The sequence below is a fragment of the Brevibacillus borstelensis genome, assembly GCF_037834415.1.
Lineage (GTDB): Bacteria > Bacillota > Bacilli > Brevibacillales > Brevibacillaceae > Brevibacillus > Brevibacillus borstelensis_A.
In genome coordinates this window covers 77,842-97,722 of record NZ_JAUMSJ010000003.1, presented here as the reverse complement: position 1 = coordinate 97,722, position 19,881 = coordinate 77,842, and the positions used below count along the sequence as shown (strand labels likewise).

General features: G+C 52.7%; 20 protein-coding genes. 18 read left to right on the top strand and 2 right to left on the bottom strand.

What is annotated here, in order from left to right; genetic code table 11:
* Positions 1-2: 2 nt before the first annotated feature.
* A complete protein-coding gene (locus tag Q3F21_RS04020; protein ID WP_340250187.1) occupies positions 3-1,235 on the bottom strand; it encodes a sigma-54 interaction domain-containing protein in 1,233 nt (410 codons plus the stop codon).
* A 274-nt stretch (positions 1,236-1,509) separates the two neighbouring features.
* Here Q3F21_RS04020 and Q3F21_RS04015 point away from each other — a divergent pair, with 274 nt between their 5' ends.
* The 7 genes from Q3F21_RS04015 (at position 1,510) to Q3F21_RS03985 (ending at position 9,890) form a co-directional block, all read left to right on the top strand.
* Positions 1,510-3,009, top strand: a complete 1,500-nt coding sequence (locus tag Q3F21_RS04015; RefSeq protein WP_340250186.1) for a sodium:solute symporter family transporter — start codon at positions 1,510-1,512, stop codon at positions 3,007-3,009.
* Positions 3,010-3,019: 10 nt separating this feature from the next.
* On the top strand, positions 3,020-3,187 hold the full coding sequence (locus tag Q3F21_RS04010) for a hypothetical protein (RefSeq protein ID WP_340250185.1): 168 nt from the start codon (positions 3,020-3,022) through the stop codon (positions 3,185-3,187).
* A gap of 21 nt (positions 3,188-3,208) precedes the next feature.
* Positions 3,209-4,015, top strand: coding sequence for a carbon-nitrogen hydrolase family protein (locus Q3F21_RS04005; protein WP_340250184.1), 807 nt, complete (start codon positions 3,209-3,211; stop codon positions 4,013-4,015).
* Between the two features lie 376 nt (positions 4,016-4,391).
* Positions 4,392-5,057, top strand: a complete 666-nt coding sequence (gene sdaAB, locus Q3F21_RS04000) for an L-serine ammonia-lyase, iron-sulfur-dependent subunit beta (RefSeq protein WP_340250183.1) — start codon at positions 4,392-4,394, stop codon at positions 5,055-5,057.
* Positions 5,058-5,082: 25 nt separating this feature from the next.
* Complete coding sequence (sdaAA, locus tag Q3F21_RS03995; protein ID WP_340250182.1) at positions 5,083-5,970, top strand: L-serine ammonia-lyase, iron-sulfur-dependent, subunit alpha; 888 nt, start codon at positions 5,083-5,085, stop codon at positions 5,968-5,970.
* Positions 5,971-8,025, top strand: coding sequence for an ATP-dependent DNA helicase RecG (gene recG / locus Q3F21_RS03990; protein WP_340250181.1), 2,055 nt, complete (start codon positions 5,971-5,973; stop codon positions 8,023-8,025). It begins immediately after the preceding gene.
* A gap of 278 nt (positions 8,026-8,303) precedes the next feature.
* Positions 8,304-9,890, top strand: coding sequence for a hypothetical protein (locus Q3F21_RS03985; RefSeq protein WP_340250180.1), 1,587 nt, complete (start codon positions 8,304-8,306; stop codon positions 9,888-9,890).
* 255 nt (positions 9,891-10,145) lie between these two features.
* On the opposite strand, the gene Q3F21_RS03980 is transcribed toward Q3F21_RS03985, so the two are convergent.
* The gene (locus tag Q3F21_RS03980; RefSeq protein WP_340250179.1) at positions 10,146-10,631 is read right to left on the bottom strand and encodes a GNAT family N-acetyltransferase; all 486 of its coding nucleotides are present in this window, start codon (positions 10,629-10,631) and stop codon (positions 10,146-10,148) included.
* 246 nt (positions 10,632-10,877) lie between these two features.
* Between Q3F21_RS03980 and Q3F21_RS03975 the strand changes: the two genes are divergently transcribed.
* The 11 genes from Q3F21_RS03975 (at position 10,878) to Q3F21_RS03925 (ending at position 19,876) form a co-directional block, all read left to right on the top strand.
* Entirely contained in the window at positions 10,878-12,119 is a 1,242-nt protein-coding gene (locus Q3F21_RS03975) for a DNA polymerase IV (RefSeq protein WP_340250178.1), read from the top strand.
* Complete coding sequence (locus Q3F21_RS03970) at positions 12,116-12,556, top strand: hypothetical protein (protein WP_340250177.1); 441 nt, start codon at positions 12,116-12,118, stop codon at positions 12,554-12,556. Before Q3F21_RS03975 ends, Q3F21_RS03970 begins: the two co-directional genes overlap by 4 nt.
* The gene (locus Q3F21_RS03965) at positions 12,553-12,903 is read left to right on the top strand and encodes a YolD-like family protein (RefSeq protein ID WP_340250176.1); all 351 of its coding nucleotides are present in this window, start codon (positions 12,553-12,555) and stop codon (positions 12,901-12,903) included. The genes Q3F21_RS03970 and Q3F21_RS03965 overlap by 4 nt, the downstream gene beginning before the upstream one ends.
* Before the next feature lie 70 nt (positions 12,904-12,973).
* Positions 12,974-13,759: a C39 family peptidase gene (locus Q3F21_RS03960; RefSeq protein WP_340250175.1), complete on the top strand. Its 786-nt coding sequence runs from the start codon at positions 12,974-12,976 to the stop codon at positions 13,757-13,759.
* 216 nt (positions 13,760-13,975) lie between these two features.
* Positions 13,976-14,260 (top strand): hypothetical protein, encoded by a 285-nt coding sequence (locus tag Q3F21_RS03955; RefSeq protein ID WP_340250174.1) that lies wholly within the window; start codon positions 13,976-13,978, stop codon positions 14,258-14,260.
* A 347-nt stretch (positions 14,261-14,607) separates the two neighbouring features.
* Positions 14,608-15,336 carry an EAL domain-containing protein gene (locus Q3F21_RS03950; protein ID WP_340250173.1) on the top strand — a complete coding sequence of 243 codons (729 nt, stop codon included), beginning with the start codon at positions 14,608-14,610 and terminating at the stop codon, positions 15,334-15,336.
* A gap of 28 nt (positions 15,337-15,364) precedes the next feature.
* On the top strand, positions 15,365-15,718 hold the full coding sequence (locus tag Q3F21_RS03945) for a hypothetical protein (protein WP_340250172.1): 354 nt from the start codon (positions 15,365-15,367) through the stop codon (positions 15,716-15,718).
* Entirely contained in the window at positions 15,715-16,533 is an 819-nt protein-coding gene (locus tag Q3F21_RS03940) for a CBS domain-containing protein (RefSeq protein WP_340250171.1), read from the top strand. The genes Q3F21_RS03945 and Q3F21_RS03940 overlap by 4 nt, the downstream gene beginning before the upstream one ends.
* 607 nt (positions 16,534-17,140) lie before the next feature.
* Complete coding sequence (locus Q3F21_RS03935) at positions 17,141-18,133, top strand: ABC transporter ATP-binding protein (RefSeq protein WP_340250170.1); 993 nt, start codon at positions 17,141-17,143, stop codon at positions 18,131-18,133.
* Positions 18,130-18,765: a DUF4129 domain-containing protein gene (locus Q3F21_RS03930; RefSeq protein WP_340250169.1), complete on the top strand. Its 636-nt coding sequence runs from the start codon at positions 18,130-18,132 to the stop codon at positions 18,763-18,765. Before Q3F21_RS03935 ends, Q3F21_RS03930 begins: the two co-directional genes overlap by 4 nt.
* Positions 18,749-19,876, top strand: a complete 1,128-nt coding sequence (locus tag Q3F21_RS03925) for a DUF4350 domain-containing protein (protein ID WP_340250168.1) — start codon at positions 18,749-18,751, stop codon at positions 19,874-19,876. Before Q3F21_RS03930 ends, Q3F21_RS03925 begins: the two co-directional genes overlap by 17 nt.
* Positions 19,877-19,881 lie beyond the last annotated feature (5 nt).

Here is a 19,881-nt window from a genome sequence, read left to right as displayed (position 1 = left end):
AATCACCAGCCATTTTTCCGATATTCTTTCAATTTTTTGGCGATCGTGGATTGATCGACGCCTAATGCTTCTGCAGCTTTATAGGAGCTCTTGTAAAGTTGATAGGCTTTCAGGATCATCTCTTTTTCCAGCTGCTTTTTCGCTTGCTTTAAAGAGAGGAGGCCAGTTTGACTGTCAAGGACGGGAAGCAAGCTTGTGCTCTGGCAAGAACGAACGGAGGCGGGAAGATCATGCAGCTGTATTTCCTGATCTTCTGTCGTAATGACGAGCCGTTCGATCATGTTTTCCAGCTCCCTTACGTTGCCCGGCCATTCGTATTGGACAAACGCCTGCAGAACTTCCGGGTGAATCGTCTTGGATTTTTTATATTGCGTCGTGTATTTTCGCAAAAAGTAGTGGAGAAGCAAAGAGATGTCATCTGATCGTTCTTTGAGGGCGGGAATTTCGATGGGAACAACATGAAGGCGGTAGTAGAGATCCTCGCGAAATTTCTTGCTTGCGACGAGCCGGGACAAGTCCTGGTTGGTTGCGGCAATGATCCGCACATTTACCGGAATATTCTCCGTGCCGCCTACACGCCTGATCTGTTTTTCCTGAAGGACTTCCAGCAGCTTTACTTGCAGGGCGTAAGGCAGCTCTCCGATTTCATCGAGGAAGATCGTTCCGTTGTGGGCTGCTTCAAAAAGTCCTTTTCTGCCGTTCTTATTCCCTCCGGTAAAGCTCCCTGCCTCGTAACCGAACAGCTCGGCTTCCATTAGCGACTCGGGGATGGCTCCGCAGTTGATCGACAGAAAGGTCTCCGATTTTCGCCTGCTCGATGTATGGATCAGTCTGGCAATCGCTCCTTTCCCCACGCCAGATTTGCCCAGGAGCAGGACTGTAGAATCTACATAAGACACTTTTTGGATAATGTTCATCACTTGCTTCATGGCAGCGGACTGGGCGATAAAATATTCATTGTCCACAGAATGGCCCGGACTGGTATCCGATTGCGGGTTTCTATGATCGTGTCCCTCTGTCAAGGCGATGACAACATGCCTGATGTCCTTCCAAACGAGGAAGCGATGAGAGGAACAAAAAAGTTCGATGACCTGGTAATCATCCAATTCAGGGAGATGGGCAGCTATGCTTTGCTTCAAGTGCTGGATCGCGTCTGACGTAAATGAACGCGATAATGTCCGCAGCTGAGCTTCGCTGAAGCCTGCTGCTTCTTCCTTCTCCAGCCGCGTTACCATCCAGTCTTGATTTAAGCGGAGCGAGGGTTGGATAGGGAACACCTCCGTCGATGAAAAAAATCATTACAATGCTTTTTTTCATTAATCAATCGAGCGAAGCATTTTTTAGTGTCTCGCTATTGATTATAATGAATATTTTCATTATTTTAAAGATTAAAAACAAGTCGTTCGTTTGAAAGCGCGTAGTACAAGAGTTGGTATGGTTCTTGCACAAAAATCTGTTTTGTAAGGAGAAGAATCAACTTGTTGCAATAACACGCACTGGGGGGATTCCATGTCAAATTTTGTGCTGGGTTACGTTATCTTCTTCTTGTTTGCAGCTGTTCTGATGCTGATCGCCGCTTTCATCAACAAGCGATTTCCGATTGACGATGTCGACGAATTGTTGGCGGCAGGCAGACGGGTGCCGTTTGGCATCATTTCTGCCAGTGTTTTTACGGCATGGGTATGGACCGGAACCATTATGGGAGCTTCCGAGGCGGGTGTCTGGTACGGTGTCAGCGGCGGCTTCAACTACGGATGGGGAGCGATCATTCCGTTTATCATTTTCATTCCCGTTGCTTTGCGCCTGCGCAAGATCATGCCCAATACGACTACCTTTGTTGAATTCATCCGGGAGCGTTTTGGGGAGAAGCTAGCCAATCTGTTTTTTGTGTTCGGGATCGCGCTCGTTTTATACGTCTGTGTGATGCAATCGGTCGGAATTGCCTATGCCTTTCAGTACACGTTTGGCATGAGCTACAAGCTAGTGGCGTTTGTTTCCGCGGTGCTGTTCTCTGGATACATCGCTATCGCCGGTCTGCGCGGATCGATTTACAACTCCGTTTTTCAATTTTTTATCATTATGATCACGGTATTTTTCACGGTTCCGTTTCTTATCAAAGAAATCGGCTTTGACAATATGTACAATGGACTCCTGCAGGCAGCGACTGATGCAGCGAATCCAAACCACAATCCGGAAGCGCTTTCCTTTATGAGCAGAGCCGGACTGAGCTACGGTTTTTCCGCGGTCGTCGTGGCGATGGGACAGGTGCTGCTCAGCCAGGGGTATTACTCAACGGCAGCCTCCGCCTCGAGTTCAAAAAGCTTGCTGTGGGCGTATTTGATCGGCACCATTGTCGCCTGGCTGCCAATCCCCATTCTCTTTGGAAACGTGGTGGGCGGCGGCGTCTATTCCTTGCAGGTTACGGCAGAGCAAATGTCCGTCTCCTCGGGAGCCGCTCCGTACATTTTCAGCCACTTTTTGGGAAATTACGGTGCTATCGCCTTTGTTATCCTGATTTTTATGGCGGGACTCACCACCGGGGGCAACGGATTGGCAGGCATTCAGGCGATGTTTACGATTGACTTTTATAAAAAATTCATCAACAAACACGCGGGGGAAAAAGAGCAGACAAACTTCGGGCGGAGGGTCACGTTCCTTTCCGGGGTGATGATCGGCATAGCGGCGGCGCTTTTGGAGGGTTTGTCCTTACTAAAAATTGATATTTTCAGCGGGATTTTGTTTGCCGCCCCTACCGCTTCGCTCATTATCGGTCTCTGGTCGAATAAGCTCAACACGAAAGCTGCCTTTCTTTCCGTGCTGGGAGGGCTGATCTCGGGCTTAACAGCTTACTTCGCCATTGCCGATCAGGATTTGAATTGGTTCGTCGGAAATATGCTCTCGCTCGGAGTACCGTTTGTTGTCATCCTTCTATCGCTGCCGTTCAGTAAACACAAGTATAATTTTGCGCTGCTCAAGGAATATCAGCCAGAACATAAAGTCAATCTGTAAGGGGGACCGAATGATGTCTTTTGCGGCGTACACGTCCTACAATTGGTTCATCTTTATCTGGGGGAGCATCGGCATGCTGTTTATCGCTGCCGTATCCATTCGCGAGATTGTCGAGCAGGTGAAGATCGCAAGGCGGCAGGGAAAACCGCTTTCCAAAACAGGTGAAAGCGGGATGTAAGGGAGAAGGGGGAAGAAATGAGTGGCAAAAATATATTTGGCCCAAATGATGCCTGAATTGCTAGACAAGGGGAAAAATCTCCTGACAATGAAAAGCTGTATGGAGCGGGCAGCGCAACAGCAAGCTGATCTCATCCTGTTTCCGGAATTGTCGCTGACCGGTTATTTTACCCGGGAAAAGTCCGGAGCGATGGCAGAGGATGTGGAGGGACCAAGCATCAGCCAAATGCGTCGGTGGGCAATGGAATACAACCTGAAAGTCATTTTCGGCTTCGTCGAGAAAGCTCGGGTGAAGCCGTACAATTCAGCCTGCTTCATCAACAATGACGGGCAGATTCTCGGCACTTACCAAAAAAATCATCTGTGGGACGAGGAATACAAGTATTTTTCTGCAGGGGAGTCTGGCCGCGTCTGGGAAACGGACATCGGGAGGATCGGCATTATGATCTGCTACGACACAGAGTTCCCGGAAACGGCCAGGATGCTGGCGCTGCAGGGGGCGGACATGATACTGGCTCCTACGGCCAACATGAGTCCCCTGGAACATTCGCAGCGGATTTTTATCCAGTCGAGAGCCATGGAAAACCAGATATTCGTGGCGACGACCAATCGCGTCGGGACAGAAGAGACGACATATTTCTTCGGGGAAAGCGCAGCGGCCGATCCGTATGGAAACTTGCTTGTGCTTGGCGACCAGACTGTGTCCGGCTATCTGGTTGCATTTGATTTGGATAAAATCAACGAGGCGCGGAACTTGCCCCATTACTTGCGTGACCGTAAGCCGGCTTCGTACGGGCTGCTTACTTCAGGAGCGTCCAAAGTTCTCTAGGGAGTTATCGCCGCTAATGGGAGAGAGCGCCGAACAGTTTCCAGTATTTGATGATGACAGGGGGGAGCCACAAGCGGCTTCTCCCTGAACTGTCTTTTTTCCTCCCCGAGGACCATCGCCCCGTTGCGGGTGATCAGCAAAAGGAGTTCGTTTTCCCCGAAGGCTTGTTTCTCTATCAGTTTCATGGAAGACTGGGCAATAGCCGTCAGCATCTTGGGCCCCTTTGGTTCCCGATCCCGCAAAAGGAAGCCAGGGCGGGAATGGGTGATGGCCCAGTTTCATCGCGAGGAACCTGTAGCGCTTTCACAGGCGGTAAGATACAATGAGAGTGAACCTTTATGGTGGAGAACCCCTTTGTATTCAGGAGGAGAACCGGGTGAAATATAAAAGTGTATTTGACATTATCGGTCCGGTTATGGTCGGACCTTCAAGCTCCCATACAGCCGGCGCTGCCCGGATCGGACGGATAGCCCGAAAGCTTTTTGGCGGTCAGCCGCAAAAAGCGGAGATTACGTTTTACGGTTCCTTTGCCAAGACGTATAAAGGGCATGGCTCGGATGTCGCGACGGTCGCGGGCATTCTTGATTTTGATACGTTTGATCTGCGGCTGAAGGACTCCCTGCAAATCGCCAAAGACCTCAATATCGACGTCGAAATCAACATCTCCGACGAGTTGACCGGCCACCCGAACACATCGCGGATTCGCTTGAGCGATGATGAGAAGCAAGTGGAGGTAGTCGGCGTTTCCATCGGCGGCGGAAAGATCGAGGTAACGAAGCTCAACGGCTTTGCCTTCCAGCTTGGCTTTGATACGCCGACACTGATGGTTTTGCACGAAGACCGCTTCGGGATGATCGCGGGCGTAGCCAAGGTGCTCACGCAGCATAAGATCAACGTGGGACTGATGGAAGTGTCCCGGCATGACCGCGGTTCCCGCGCGCTGATGGCGATCGAGACGGATTCTGTGGTCTCGCCCGAGGTGCTGGAGGAAATTGGGAAAATCCCGTATATTTTTGATGTCTCACTGCTTTCTTTACAGTAAAGCGGGAGGAGAGGAGTGAACAGACATGTTTCGCAACGTAGCAGAATTGGTAGAACTGGCTGAGTCTCAAGGAAAAAAAATCTCGCAGGTGATGATTGAAGCGGAGATGGACGTTTCCCAGCGGACACGCGAGGCCATTTTAACGGACATGTACACGAATCTGGACGTGATGGAAAAAGCCGTCCGGCGCGGACTGACGGAGGACATCCGTTCACACAGCGGACTGACTGGCGGCGATGCAAAAAAACTGCAGGAGTACATGCGGACAAAGCCGTTTTTGTCCGGTCCCACGCTGCTCAATGCCGTCTCCATGTCGGTCGCGGTAAACGAGGTCAACGCGGCGATGGGGACGATCGTGGCGACACCGACTGCAGGTGCTTGCGGGATTGTGCCGGGTACGTTGTTTGCCGTATCCGACAAGCTGAAGCCGACGCGCGAGGAGATGGTCAACTACCTCTTTACCGCCGGAGCGATTGGCTACTGCATCGCCAATAACGCGTTTATTTCCGGCGCTGCCGGGGGCTGCCAGGCAGAAGTGGGCTCGGCGACATCGATGGCTGCCGCCGCGATCGTCGAGATGGCAGGCGGCACGCCGGAGCAGTCGGCCCAGGCCGTCGCGATCGCTTTGAAGAACATGCTCGGTCTGGTTTGCGACCCCGTGGCCGGACTGGTGGAGGTTCCCTGTGTCAAACGGAACGCGATGGGTGCCGCTATCGCGACGGTAGCCGCCGATATGGCGCTTGCCGGGATCAAGAGCGTGGTTCCGACCGATGAAGTGATCGAAGCGATGTACCGGATTGGCTGCTCGATGCCGACTACCCTCAAGGAGACAGCACAGGGAGGTTTGGCCGCGACGCAAACCGGACGCCAAATCGAAGCCAAAATCTTCGGTGTGCAGCTGGAGAAGAAGTAAATGAACGAATGGTATGAAGCGCCCGTCTCGCTCTTGCACGGGGTAGGCGAGGAAAGGGCCAAAGCTTTTGCCGGTCTGGGCATCGAGACTGTGGGTGAGCTGCTGGAGTATTTCCCGAGCCGCTACGAGGACTACCGCGTGCGCGATTTGACAGAGGTGAAGGACGGAGAGAGGGTAACGCTGGCAGGCACGGTCTACGGCGAACCCTCTGTTCGTTTTTACGGCAAGCGAAAATCGCGCATCTCGGTCAAGCTGGTCATGGATAGAGTGGTGGTGACGGCGGTCTGGTTCAACCAGACGTTTGTAAAAAGCAAGCTTTCCCCGGGAAAAGAAATCCTCGTCACCGGGAAGTGGGACAAGCACAAGCTGCAAATCACCGTCAGCGAAATGACGGAAACAGGCTCCGACCGTGCCCAGAAAAGAGGGGAGCTGGCCCCCATTTACCCGCTCGGCGGAGATGTGACCCATACGCTTTTGCGCAAGACGATCCAGCAGGGGCTGCACCAGTTCAGCGAGCAGATACCGGAGATTTTGCCTGCGGACATCGTCAGCCGCTATCGGCTCATGCCCCGTCCGGAGGCGATTCGGTCGATCCATTTTCCGCGGGATGCGGAGAATGGACGACAGGCCCGGCGGCGGATCATGTTTGAAGAGCTTTTTTTATTCCAGTTGAAAATGCAGGCACTCCGCCGGATTACCCGGGAACAGACGGAAGGGACGGCCCTGCAAATTCCGATGGAGGAAATACGCGCCTTTGTAAAGGCGTTGCCGTTTCCGCTGACGGATGCGCAGAAGCGGGTCATCAAGGAGATTCTCACCGATATGCGTTCCCCGTATGCGATGAACAGGCTGCTCCAGGGCGATGTCGGTTCGGGAAAAACGGTAGTGGCGGCGATTGCCTTGTTTGCGGCTGTCAAAGCCGGTTTTCAGGGAGCGTTGATGGTGCCGACAGAAATTTTGGCTGAGCAGCACGTCCAGTCGCTGACGGCACTTCTCTCCCCTTACGGAATCCAAGTGGCGCTGCTGTCCGGCTCGCTTACGGCCAAGCGGCGTCGCGAGGCGATCGGTGCCCTGCAAATGGGCTTGATCGACGTTGTCGTCGGGACGCATGCGTTGATTCAGGAGGATGTGTTTTTCGCAAAGCTCGGTCTGGTGATTACGGACGAGCAGCACCGCTTCGGGGTGGAGCAGCGGAGAATTTTGAGAAACAAGGGACTGTCCCCTGATGTGTTGTTTATGACTGCTACGCCTATCCCACGCACGCTGGCGATTTCCGCCTTCGGCGACATGGACGTCTCCACGATCGACCAGATGCCGGCCGGCCGCAAGCCGATTGAGACGACGTGGAGAAAGCATGAGCAGTTTCATCAGGTGCTGGAGCAAATGCGGGGCGAGCTTAGGAAGGGCAGGCAGGCGTACGTCATCTGCCCGCTGATTGAGGAGTCGGAAAAGCTTGACGTCCAAAATGCGATTGACGTACATGCGCAGCTCTCCCAGGTTTTCCCTGAATACGGGATTGGCCTCATGCACGGGCGCCTGCCGGCGAAGGAAAAGGATGCGGTGATGCAGGCCTTTCTCTCCGGGGAGTACGCGGTGCTGGTTTCGACGACGGTTGTGGAGGTGGGGGTAAACGTTCCCAACGCGACCTTCATGATTGTGTACGATGCGGAACGGTTCGGACTTGCCCAGCTGCACCAGCTCAGAGGACGTGTCGGCCGCGGCTCGGAGCAATCGTATTGCGTCCTGATCGCCGACCCCAAATCGGAGATCGGAAAAGAGCGGATGAGGGTCATGTGCGAAACGACAGACGGTTTCGAACTGTCGCGCCGCGATTTGGAGCTGCGCGGTCCGGGCGACTTTTTCGGGACGAAGCAAAGCGGTTTGCCCGAATTCAAGGTGGCCGATCTGATGAGTGATTTCAAGGCATTGGAAGTGGCTCGCCAGGAGACGGCTTCTCTGGTAGAGAAGGAAGAGTTTTGGAAAAACGAGGAATACGTCTGGCTGCGTGCCTATCTGAAACGCGAAGGCGTTTTGGACGGGATCGTCTTTGATTGATCATCGGCAGCCGTAACGCGAGGGATGGGAGAAGACTGACAGACCTGACGCCTTTTCGAGTAAATGGACTCGGAAGGGCGTTTTTTGTTGAAATGATCACCGTTCATCGAAGGATCGAAGGAACGAGGGATCGGGACTGCATAAGATGAGGTTGTGAATGCTTTCAATCAGCCACTTCCGCCGACATTCCCGTCTGTTCTGGCCGTTTAGCTGTAACGAAGAACGTTTTCCAAACGTCTTACAGGGAAATATTGTTAAGATAACAAAGGAGCGAGATCATGGTTCAGATCATACGTTCACAGGCATTCGCGCTGTTCCTCGCAGGTACACTGCTTTTGACCGGCTGCGGTCCTACTGCAAACACAAGCACACCGCCATCCGGCGGCGACGGAAAGCAACAGACGGATTCGCAAACGCCAGCGCCAGAGAGGACAACTCCGAATTCCTCCTCCACTCATCCGCCGAGCCCTTCCTCGGTCGAGTGGAATACAGCTGAAATCCCGTTTGACTATGCGTCAATGAAAGCAGACGTCTTGATCCGACTGGATGAGGAGCCAGTACTGCAATCTCCGGTCAGGACCACGGTTGGTACCGGACCGCAGACATTTACGCTGTTCTTTCGCGAGGCGATGGACCGGAGCAGTGTGGAAGAAGCCGTTACGTCACGGATAAAAGAGAGGGGGTCTTCCGAGGAGTGGTTTATCGAACCTGGCCTGGAATTCCGCTGGGTCCACGACAAGCAGCTTCACCTGCGGGCGACACCCAAGACGGACATACAGCCGAGAGATGGAATACAGGAGTATGTATTGGACGTAAAAGGCGCACGCACCGCCAGCGGCCATGTTTTGGCGGAACCGCCCGGTTTCTCGGCTGTCGTCCTCGCTCCCAACCAATTGTGGAAGGTGAGCCTGGACGGCAAGGTGCGGGAACGGATCAGCGGTTATCCCGGCCTGTATGGGAGCGACTCTTTTCTCGATCCGGATCGGCGATATCTGCTCTTGTGGCGGTACACGGAATATTGTGAATGTGACGCCCGGATTCCATTCCTGTACGGCATATACGACAGGCAGACGAACGAGGTGACTCGTTATCCGGTGGAGCTGTTGACCAGCTACCGGGGAGAAGGCACATTTGTTGCCGATCGGCGCGGCTTTTTTTATGCGGCACCACAGAAGGGGGAAAAAGTGCCTGACAGTGAAAGCATAGTTCCCGTCAAGATAGGGGAATTCGTTCATGGAGCTGACTTTAGCCACGACCGCAAAAAGCTGATCATGGCTGTTGGGCCCAAAGATCAGGAGCAAAATCTGGACCTGCTGCTGCTGGATCTGGAAAGCGGAGAAAAGCAGCGATTGACCGGCGCGTTAAAAGGCTTTGTGCCCATAGATGAAATGCACGGCGAGGTCATGCCCATTTCCTTTCAGGATGACGGGCGACAGTTCACCTTTGCGATGCGGAAAAGCCGCGGGTCCTTTGACGAATTGCGTTACCGCTTCGACTGGAAGACGGAAAAGGTCAGCGCGTGGAACCCGCCTGTTCCCAAAGGCGTTTGGGCCGGCTATACGCAAACGGATGACGGGATGTATCAGATGTACTGGAATGCGGGGCTGTTTAAAGGCCAGGAGTACCTGATGGATTCCCAGGGAGAGGGGATATGGCTCCCAAACAGTCATCGGTATCTGTTTACCAAACATAAAGAAAATAGGGAAGGGCAGTCGATTGCCGTAGACATCGTGGTCTTTGACGCTGATGAGAGAAAGACGGACACGCTTATCCAAGATCTTCCCACTGGGCTCCGGTTTATAGGAGCGAGTGCCGACGGCCAATGGCTGTATTTGCTGAGCACAGGTGAGCTTCAGCTGCGCTGAGCGTGAAAGACTTTCTGCTTTTCAGGGGATGGTTCCATAAACAGCGCGACTTTTTCGTGGCAGCCGCCTCGAGGTTTGCTGATGCGAAAATCAAGTCGGCCAGGGGAAGCGGCAGATTGCTTATATCCGCTGCTTCCAGCCGACTCGCTTTTTGTCAGGCTCGAATCTGTACATTCTGTTCCTTGCCCAGCGGTGTTCCCGCTAGCAAAACCGTATCTGACTTTGGTGGACAGCTCTTTGTTCAATCCGCTGCTGTCAGCTATTGTACTCCCGGGCGAGCATGGAGAGGATGATCAGAGATTCGTACCGATCATCCGCTTTGAGACACTCCCGCAATTTTCCTTCCATGATAAAGCCTTCCGACAGGTAGAGCTGAAGCGCCCGGCGATTTTCCTCCTTGACGTCCAGCCAAAGACGGTTGGCTCTCCATTCGTCGAAAGCGAGCCGTTTGATTTCTTGCAGCACCTGGCGTCCGTACCCTTTTCCTTTTTCAGATACGACAATCCGCATCAATTCGACACTTCTGTGCGGATTAGCCAGTCCTGCCACGATTGCGTATCCGACCATCTTTCCCGTCTTCGCATCTTCCGCGACCAAATGGCGGATATCCGGGTCTCTCAAAGACTGCTGATGCCGGGAGCTCTCCCACGGCAGGATGCAGGCGCGATTCTCATCCATCTGTTCGATTTCGTATACATGCGGAACATCTGCCAAGGCAGTGGGACGCAGACGAATCCCCATACTTTTCCCCTTTCTGCTCGTCCATGCGCCTGATCGGACTGCCGCTGAGTCTGGACTAGCGATCAGGACGCTTGATTGACTCACTCTACACTTTTTTGCAGCGCTTACTGACTTCTCTCTTGCCTGAGTGACTTCCTTCAATTTCCAGCCCATTTTTTGAAGTGCGTGGTATAAAAGCGAACATTCGTTTGCTATACTACTAACAGAACAACAAGAACATTAGTTCCCATTCAGGAGATGGTTGTGATGTCCCATGACAACAAACGGATTATCTTTCTCGCTGACATGCAGAGCTTTTATGCCAGCATCGAAAAAGCGGCCCGGCCGGAGCTGCGCGACAAGCCAATCGTCGTGGCAGGAGATCCCGAGCGGAGAAGCGGGGTAGTGCTCGCCGCTTGTCCGATTGCCAAGTCGTACGGCGTGACGACGGCAGAAGCTTTGTGGCAGGCCCAGCAAAAGTGCCGTCGCCTGGTAGTGGTGTGTCCGAGAATGGAGACGTATATTCGTGTAGCTGTACAAATCACTCGCATATTCGAGTCGTTTACTGATCTGGTGGAGCCGTATTCGATCGACGAGCAGTTTTTGGATCTGACGGGAAGTATTCGGCTGTTCGGAGATCCGTGGAAAATTGCGGAGGACATTCAGCGGCGCATCCGTTTGGAGACGGGGGTCAATTCCCGGATCGGCATCGGGGAAAACAAAGTGCTGGCGAAAATGGCTTGCGACAATTTTGCCAAGAAGCAGGAGGCGGGCATCTTCTGGCTAAAGCGTGAGGAGCTCGCCGAGACGCTCTGGATGCTTCCGATAGAAAAATTGTTTGGAGTGGGATCGCGGATGAAGCGGCATTTTCACCGCATGGGCGTATACCAGATCGGGCAGTTGGCTCAGCTCTCGCCCGCTGTGTTGACCCGGCGCTGGGGGGTCAACGGAGAGGTGCTGTGGCGGACGGCGCACGGCATGGATGACTCGCCGGTTTCCCCTCGCACGCACGACACGCAGAAAGGAATCGGTCACCACATGACGCTGCCGCGCGACTACCATACGGCTGCCGACATCAAGGTGGTGCTGCTGGAGCTGTGTGAAGAGGTATGCCGCCGGGCGCGCAGCAAAGAGCTGATGGGCTGGGTGGTATCGGTTGGATGCCGGGGTGCCGACTTTGACGTGCCTGCAGGCTTTGGACGCCAGCTAAAGCTTCCGGAGGCGACGAATGACGCGATGACGCTCTATGAGGCTGTTTGCCGCCTGTTTGACCGGCACTGGCAGGAAACCCCCGTTCGCAGCGTCGGAGTCAATCTGGCGCAGCTGGTGCCCGACAACGTGGTGCAGCTCAACCTCTTTGCCGATACCCATAAACAGCGCTCGCTTGCCCGTGCTGTAGACGATATCCGCAATCGCTACGGAGCGGATGCGATTTTGCGCGCGGCTTCCATGTCGGGAGCCGGGCAGGCGCGTGAACGGGCGCGCAAGATCGGGGGGCACTATAAATGACCGAGAGGCAGGATGCCGAGGAAGAGCAAGAACTGGTCCGCCTGTATGTGTTGTTTGGCCTGTTGTTCCGGGTTGCGATGGTGGATATGGGAAAAGGACGGACCGTTCCCTTCAAAATTTCGTATGACTGGTTTTTTGAGGAGCTGTCCCATTGGGCTGAGAGGGAGCATCATCAGCTCCGGCGCCGGCTTCGGCAAAAGGGATGCGCCGTGTTGACGGCGGCCTTGCACAATGGCGCCTATGTGGTGCAGTATCGACACCGCGGTTACGTCAGAGAAGCAGTCTATTCCGTCGAGGTGCTCCGCTCCGAGTGCCAGGAATTGGCCCGCTCCTGCATGACGACAAGATCGAAATCCTTTGCGGATGCACCGCGTGTAATGCCCCAGAGGCGACGGGAAGAACAAAGCGCAGACAGCAAAGAGGAGAGAAGGACATGAGGGAAAAGCGCGTTTCCAAACGGGACAATTTGTTCGTGGCTAGCCGTTTTGTGCTGCCCGAACACCGGGAGATGTACATCAGGATCAAAGCGGAAGAGCTTCGTTACGTTCCGCCCGAGCTCGACGAGGAGAAAATGGCCGAGATGAGCGGACGTGTCTGGGAGGCGCTGCAAACAGGCCGGAGTGCGATGCTGACTTATTTTGACGGAAAGCGTCCCTGCCGTCTGACGGGGAGAGTTGCCCACGTCGATCAGGCAGTGAAAAAGATAAAGCTGCACACAGCTGAGAAGACTGTCTGGATTCCCTTTTCCAGCCTGCTTGCGGTTGAGCTGGAAGCGACCCCCTGAAAGAGCTTGTGCATGGCCCGCAAGGCTTCGGGGTATCCTGTGGATAAAAATCAAAGGAGTTCACAATCAGGTGAGACAGAAGGCCATTACCATACTGGCGGCATGGGGGATTCTACTTGCAGGGTGTGGTGCCGCAGCGCCGGAAACGGAAAAATTCCAGCCTGTTCCACGCAACGAGCAGCAAAGCAGCCAGGAGCAAAACAGCGAACAATCGGCAATTCCCGTACCGAGGCTGACCTTGCAAACAAATACAGCCACACCCTCTAAAGCGATGCTGGATGTTCCCATTATTGCGCAAAATCCGGAATTAAAGAACGGCTGCGAGGTGACGAGCTTGGCGATGCTGCTGCGCCATTCAGGTCATCCCGTAGATAAAATGACACTGGCCCGGCAGGTAAAAAAAGACCCGGAGCCGATCGTGCAGCAAAATGGCGATATTCAAAAATGGGGGGACCCGGCTGAGGGCTTTGTCGGGGATATGACAGGCAAGAAAAAAGGATTTGCCGTTTACAATAAACCGCTGGAGGAATTACTCAGGCGTTACTTAGGGGAGCGGACAGTCAATCTGACAGGAGCAAGCTACGAGACGCTGCTGGACAGTGTGGCGGCAGGCTTTCCGGTGGTTATATGGGCGACCGGGGATTTTACGCCGCCGACAGAGTGGGAGTACTGGGACAGCGATGGCAAACAGATCGTAGTTCCTTTTGACGAGCATGCCGTACTGCTGGTTGGATACGATAAGACTCACGCCTACGTCAACGATCCGCTGACAGCAAGAAAACAGCGGCGGGTCGCCCACTCTGCGCTGAAGAACAGTTGGGAAGCTTTGGGAAAACAAGCGATCACCTATCGGTAAAAACAGGGAGGACAAGGGCAAAGAGCGAAAAACAACGAAGCGCGGTGAAAAGCTGTGTACGGTGACGAGGCGAAGCCTTAGCAACGATAAGCGGGGGAAAACCGGATTTTTTCGCAGATTTTTGTTCAAAATGCATTTTGCCAGAAGGGAATGTTTCCTTGTATCGTTAGAATGTCTTACCTGATCAAACTTGATGGGAACCAAAGGGGATTGCACATGTTAGCACAAGAAATGGGTGTCATTTTCACGAAGCACGTGGGGCACATGAGCGCCCAGCGCTGGACAGATTTTATCCAGCAGTTGGAGAGCAGAGGGCTGTATGTCGTGATCGAAACAGACACAAACGGGCGAGTGATGAGCCCTCTCGGCGGTCTGATGCCAATGCCATGCAAAAATGAGACGCTTCAGATTTTGACGTCCGACGAACTTCAGCAGCGGGGCTTGCCCGTCGGCCACCACATCGTCACAAAAAGCAAAGCAAGCGGAAACCTGATGTCATAAAACGCATGCCGACAAAAACATCAAAAAGCGAACCTTTCTTCACCGGAAAATCGGCTGGAGAAAGGTTTTTTTGCGTAGAAAAGAAAGCGTTTACGATAGATACAGTTCTTGGAGAAAAAGGAAAAAAACAAGTCGGATAGTTCAAATTACATAAAAAAGAAGGGAATTAGGTAAAAATTAGCGAATAATTAGGGATAATGGCGCTATTTGTCAAAAGGTTGATCCAAAAGTCGTGAGTCTATGTGCCTATTCAGATGATCGGAGTGGTTCTACAAACTAGTTGGCGTGTCCGCATGAAAGGGTGCAGGGTGCGATCATTTCATCAAACATGTAAGGAAGGTAAGACGATGGAGAGTATAGCAGAATTTATTGAAAATCGACGATTCTACCACGTATTCCAGCCGATTTGTCACCTTCCGGAAAAAAAGGTTATTGGATATGAAGCGCTGATTCGCAGCGTATCCCCTATCGGTCCTGAAGCATTGTTCCAAAAGGCGATGGAACAAAACAAGTTATTTGAATTGGATACCCTGTCTATTTCACAAGCATTGGCAGTTTTTTTCACGCCCAACCAGGGGCAAGAAAAAAACGAGCTTCTCTTTGTCAATATTTATCCGTCCACCATTGTGGAAGATCAGTTTCCCGCATTTATTGACGACATCATGAGCCGGTTCCGTCCGAATCTGGGCAAGATTGTTCTGGAGATCAACGAGTCGATTGTAGAGCGAAAGGTGTGGCTGAATCCGCTGTTTACGAGAAGAATCTCCACGCTGAGAAAGCTCGGCTTCAAGATCGCGCTGGATGACGTCGGAGAAGGAGTGACGACCTTTCGCAAGATGGTCGAAATCTCGCCTGATTTTATTAAAATGGACAAGTTCTTTTCAGACGGCCTGGCCGTTTCGGGAAAGAAACAAAAAATGGTGCAGCTTTTGGTTGAATACTGCCGGGATGAGGCTGAGCTTATTTTGGAAGGGATTGAGCACGAGGAGGATTTTCACTGTGCCGCCAGCTTGGGCGTCAAAACCGGTCAGGGGTACTACCTCGGGAAGCCGGAACGACTGAATCGATATACATGAAAAGTGTACATACTGGAGGAAATTTGTGATGAGTGACAGAAACGTGTATTCCCGGAAAGCGACGCTTTCTTTGCGAATCTCAGAATTTGAGGTTCCGCCGATGCAAGACCTCTTGATCGTGGGAAGAAAGGCTCCTATCGGTCCAGAAGCTGTTAGGCGAATGGCAGAAGCCCTTTCACCGGAGCAATTTACCTTGGTGAAGATCGATCATCCCCGAATCGAGGCGGTTCTTATCCGGAACTCGCTGATGCAGATGCTCGACCGGGATGTCTTGATGAACATCATTTTGGAGGAAGCGGAAAACATGATCAGCGATTCCATGGTTCTTCGCTCAGAATTGAAGATAGCTGTCTCCGTTCAGCGTGAGGTGGATTTGACATGAAGGTTTCCGAGATCATGACTGCTTCCGTTCACACCATCACATCGGGAAGAAGCGTTGCCTATGCGGCGGAGCAAATGAACGAATGGAAGATCGGGTCGCTGGTCGTTGTGGATCATGATCAGGTGCAGGGAATTCTTACATCCAGAGATGTGCGCGCATCCCATCCCAATCGGATCGTAGCGGATGCCATGACTCGCAATCCCATTACCATCAGTCCCGATGACGATATTTGGGATGCGTATCGCATGCTGACGGAAAATCGGATCGAGCGGATTCCCGTCATGGAGGAGACGAAGCTGAGAGGGCTGGTGACCCGTGAAAAAGTGATGCGAAAGCTTTCAGAGTTCATGGATTCGCATACAGGCCTGTACCGCGCCCCGTACATACAGTACATAGGAGAAGAGTTTCTCAAGCAAGAGCAGCCGTTCCACCTGATCTTTGTGGATATAAACGATTTTGGGCGAATCAACAAGGAATATGGCCATCCATTTGGCGATGACGTCATCCGGGCTCTTTCCCAGCGGCTTTCTGTGATCACAAAAGAAAAGGACGATTTTTTGTGTCGGTATGCGGGCGACGAATTTGTCTTGATTTCGTTATCCGATGAAGAACAGGTACGCGAATATCTCCGGGAAATCGCACGGCCAATGGTGCTCGAAGGAGTTTCGGTGTCCGTTGCTGTCGGTCATGTAGACGGGTATAAGGAGCCTGATTTTTTCAGCTATACCTTAAAGGAGCTGCTGCGAAAGGTGAGTCTGATCTCTTCGTACAATAAACAGTTCAAGGATGAATACTCGGCAAGCGCAAACCAGTAGAACGGTTCCTTGTTTGGAGAAAGTTACGCAGAAATCCGCCTGCCCATTGTACGGATGTGTTTTTCATAGAAACACCAGCAGAAGGCAAAGTTACCTGACTTGGCAACAAGCTACGAAGGAAACCTTCAAGCTTCTTTTATATAATAATAGCATTCACGTACTACATCTCCGGCTATTGATTCAATGGCCGGAATTTTTTTGTGCAAAAGCGCTGTTTTTATTTGCAAAATTGGAAAATTTTCCTCTGCAGAGTTTACCGTCAAGGACCACGCGAAAATAGATGTCTACATAAGTCCAAGCGAAGCGACCATGAAAGCGGGAGACGAAATCTACCTGGTAGTCTACTACAAGATCGATCAATGACAGGATCATAAAATCTTCTGGAATTACAAAGCAGAGGAAATCATGCGCGAGTACGGTTATCCGCGTCACGGACAAATAGCTGTATAATGTTTGAAAAAAACACTGCGAAAGCGGTGCTTTCCTTGTGCACGCCTACGGTCAGCCGACATGATGTGTCAAATAGCGAGGGATTTTTTCAAAAAAGAGGAAAATCGTGTATAATGGTCGGGTAATCCCAAATACAGAGATAGTGGAGGTTTCATGAATGGATCGAAAGCGGCTTGAACCCATGGGAGTGGGGGGCTTGTTGGACCGGAGCTTTTCGGTGTATCGCCAACATTTTACCACGTTTATCCTGTTGGCCCTAATCCTGTTTGCTCCGCTGCTGTTGCTGCAGGAAGTGCTGCTAAATGATGTAGGCAGCATGCCGCTGTTGGTATCGGACGATAATTCGAGCAGTTTTGAAGCGTTTTTGCAAAATCGATTTATCGATACGGATGAAGCGATGACGGACGACATCGGCAAATTGCTGGTGTATCTGTTGCTGTGGATACCGCTGAGTATCCTGATCGTCTACCCGCAGCTGCAGGGGGCGACGCTGCTTGTTACGCAAGCGGCGGTATACGGAGAGGCGACCTCTCTAAAAGCTTCTCTAAAGCAATCATTCGGAAGGTTTTGGCCAATGGCAGGCAGCACCATCGTCTACATGTTGATCGCAGTCGGCATTATGCTCGCGTTTGGCGTGGCCATTTTTCTCTTGTCGATGTTGGGGATTGGGATCGGAAGCTTGTTTGATATCGACGATCCCAATCCTGTTGTTATCGTCATCCTGGCCATCCTGGCCTATTTGCTGTTTTTAGTCCTGATGATTTTGGTTCCCGGGTATTTCCTCTTGCGGTGGGCATTTTTTCTGCCGGTTGTTCTGGTAGAACGCGACGGGATCGGGATCGGGCGGAGCTGGAGGCTGACGAAAGGGAACTTCTGGCGGCTAGTCGGGCTGTACCTGGTGCTCACGGTCATTTACACGATTTTTTCCGGAGGCATTCAGGCCCTTCTGATGGGCGTATTTGGCGTATCTGTGCTGGGCCAGCTGCTGATGGTGCTGTTCTCGTGTCTGTTGACGCCGTGGATGATGATTGTCTACTCGCTTGCCTATCTGGATTTGAAGGTGCGTCATGACGGGACGGATGTGGAAGCGCTTCTTACAGAACAGACTGAACCAGCTTGGACTGCCACGGAGGCGGGCGATCGGCCATGATTGACGCGGAGCTGCTCACCCGAGACAAGGAAAGGCTAGCGGAGATTCTGGCCAGAGACGAATATGGGGAAGTAAAAAAGCAGGGGAAGAGCTGGCTGGATACCCTTCTCGAGAAAATCCTCGATGCGATTGCCCGCATGCTGCAATCGGCTGATGTCAGCCCGGGGACAGCAAGCGTGCTGTCCAAGGTGATTGTCGCAGCGGCTGTGATCGGCGTCATCGCTTTCCTGTTTATATGGTGGAGGCGTATGGTCCGCAGAGGTTCGGGGGAAAACCAGCTGCTCGCCCGCGAAGAACAGATCCGCACGTACGCCGATTACCTGCGCGAAGCAAAAGAGAGGGGACAAAAAGAAGACTGGCGCGAAGGCATGCGTTATTCCTTCTTGGCGCTGCTCAGCTTCATGCAGGAACGCTCCTGGATTCGGATCGAGACCTGGAAAACAAATTGGGAATACCTCGATGAGCTGCAGGCCAAAAAGCCCGGGTGGGAATCGTTTTTCCGCGCGCAGGCCCGTCTTTTTGAGCAGGTTTGGTACGGACGAACGGAGCTGGCTCCCGCTCAGTTTTGGGAATCGCTCAGCGAAGTCGAGCGGAGATTGAACGGGGAGGGAAACCATGACGAACGCCGTTAAATCAAGGCTGGTTCTGGGGGCGGCGATCCTGCTGTTCTTATTGGCGGGAATCATGCTGCTCAAACCGTCGAGCCAATCTTACTCCGCGTATGTCTCTTTTTCTCCCAACCCGAATGGAATCAAGGCCGTGATTGAACTGCTCGGACAGAAACGAGAGGCAATCAAAGAGTGGAAAAAGCCCACGGGATTTCTCCCGGAAGGAACGAGCCAGGCGATGCTGCTCGTAGAGCCTTACAGCTTGCAGGAGGAGGAGCAGGAAGAGCTCCTGCAATGGGTGGAAAAAGGGAACGACTTGTTCGTTTTTCAAAGAAAGCCGGAAGGATGGGAGGATGCCGACCTGAGTGCCAGCCTGGTTGGACAATACCGATCTGAAAAACAAAAGGTAGACAGCTCGCTCTTGGCAAGTCCCGGCTTCGGACAGGCTGAAACAGAGTGGCGACTTGATCCGTCGGACGAAATGGAGCCGCTATTGTCTGACGAGAAGGGGATTCTCGCAGGACGGCGCCAGGTAGGAGAAGGCACGGTCAGCTTGTTTCTCGTCCCGGAATGGCTGACAAACGGTCGGATTATGGAACTGAACCACTTTGAATTGATCTGGCCGTATCTGCAGGGAGACTGGAGCGTTGTTTGGATCGATGAGTACCATCACGGCTATCAGCAGAGACCGGGAATACTCGCCATCTATCCGGACTGGCTGATCGTCAGCTTGGCCCAGCTCGCCATTGCTCTGTTGTTTTTTATCTGGCGGCAGGGCAAGCGGTTTGGCCCCGTTTATACATTGAGAGAGTGGACGGTTCGCCGTGGAGACGAGACGCTGCTGGCGATTTCCAGCTGGTACGAACGGCGGCGGCTGTCCAGTGACGCTTTGCAGATTCGCGAAGCGTACCTGCGCCAGCTGCTTGCGGATCGATGGGGACTGCACAAGGGCACGACCGATTACGAAATTGTCCGGACAGCCGAAAGCCACTGGACGGCGCAAGAAGCCGGCAAGCTGAGCCACGCCCTTGCCCTGCTGGAGGGTGCCAAGCAAGACCGGCATTACACGACGAAACGGCTGGTTGCTGACAGCCGGCTTTTAGATGATGTGACCAAGCGCTTGGAGAAGGAGTGAAGCAA

What these genes read in the sequence shown, in the direction of transcription:
- Q3F21_RS04010 (WP_340250185.1), top strand. Translation starts at nt 3,020, where the DNA reads ATGATGTCTTTTGCGGCGTACACGTCCTACAATTGGTTCATCTTTATC.
- Q3F21_RS04020 (WP_340250187.1), bottom strand. Translation starts at nt 1,235, where the DNA reads ATGGTAACGCGGCTGGAGAAGGAAGAAGCAGCAGGCTTCAGCGAAGCT.
- Q3F21_RS03970 (WP_340250177.1), top strand. Translation starts at nt 12,116, where the DNA reads ATGACCGAGAGGCAGGATGCCGAGGAAGAGCAAGAACTGGTCCGCCTG.
- Q3F21_RS04015 (WP_340250186.1), top strand. Translation starts at nt 1,510, where the DNA reads ATGTCAAATTTTGTGCTGGGTTACGTTATCTTCTTCTTGTTTGCAGCT.
- Q3F21_RS03930 (WP_340250169.1), top strand. Translation starts at nt 18,130, where the DNA reads ATGATTGACGCGGAGCTGCTCACCCGAGACAAGGAAAGGCTAGCGGAG.
- Q3F21_RS03950 (WP_340250173.1), top strand. Translation starts at nt 14,608, where the DNA reads ATGGAGAGTATAGCAGAATTTATTGAAAATCGACGATTCTACCACGTA.
- sdaAA (WP_340250182.1), top strand. Translation starts at nt 5,083, where the DNA reads ATGTTTCGCAACGTAGCAGAATTGGTAGAACTGGCTGAGTCTCAAGGA.
- recG (WP_340250181.1), top strand. Translation starts at nt 5,971, where the DNA reads ATGAACGAATGGTATGAAGCGCCCGTCTCGCTCTTGCACGGGGTAGGC.
- Q3F21_RS03985 (WP_340250180.1), top strand. Translation starts at nt 8,304, where the DNA reads ATGGTTCAGATCATACGTTCACAGGCATTCGCGCTGTTCCTCGCAGGT.
- Q3F21_RS03940 (WP_340250171.1), top strand. Translation starts at nt 15,715, where the DNA reads ATGAAGGTTTCCGAGATCATGACTGCTTCCGTTCACACCATCACATCG.
- Q3F21_RS03980 (WP_340250179.1), bottom strand. Translation starts at nt 10,631, where the DNA reads ATGGGGATTCGTCTGCGTCCCACTGCCTTGGCAGATGTTCCGCATGTA.
- Q3F21_RS03975 (WP_340250178.1), top strand. Translation starts at nt 10,878, where the DNA reads ATGTCCCATGACAACAAACGGATTATCTTTCTCGCTGACATGCAGAGC.
- Q3F21_RS03925 (WP_340250168.1), top strand. Translation starts at nt 18,749, where the DNA reads ATGACGAACGCCGTTAAATCAAGGCTGGTTCTGGGGGCGGCGATCCTG.
- Q3F21_RS03965 (WP_340250176.1), top strand. Translation starts at nt 12,553, where the DNA reads ATGAGGGAAAAGCGCGTTTCCAAACGGGACAATTTGTTCGTGGCTAGC.
- Q3F21_RS03935 (WP_340250170.1), top strand. Translation starts at nt 17,141, where the DNA reads ATGGATCGAAAGCGGCTTGAACCCATGGGAGTGGGGGGCTTGTTGGAC.
- Q3F21_RS03945 (WP_340250172.1), top strand. Translation starts at nt 15,365, where the DNA reads ATGAGTGACAGAAACGTGTATTCCCGGAAAGCGACGCTTTCTTTGCGA.
- Q3F21_RS03955 (WP_340250174.1), top strand. Translation starts at nt 13,976, where the DNA reads ATGTTAGCACAAGAAATGGGTGTCATTTTCACGAAGCACGTGGGGCAC.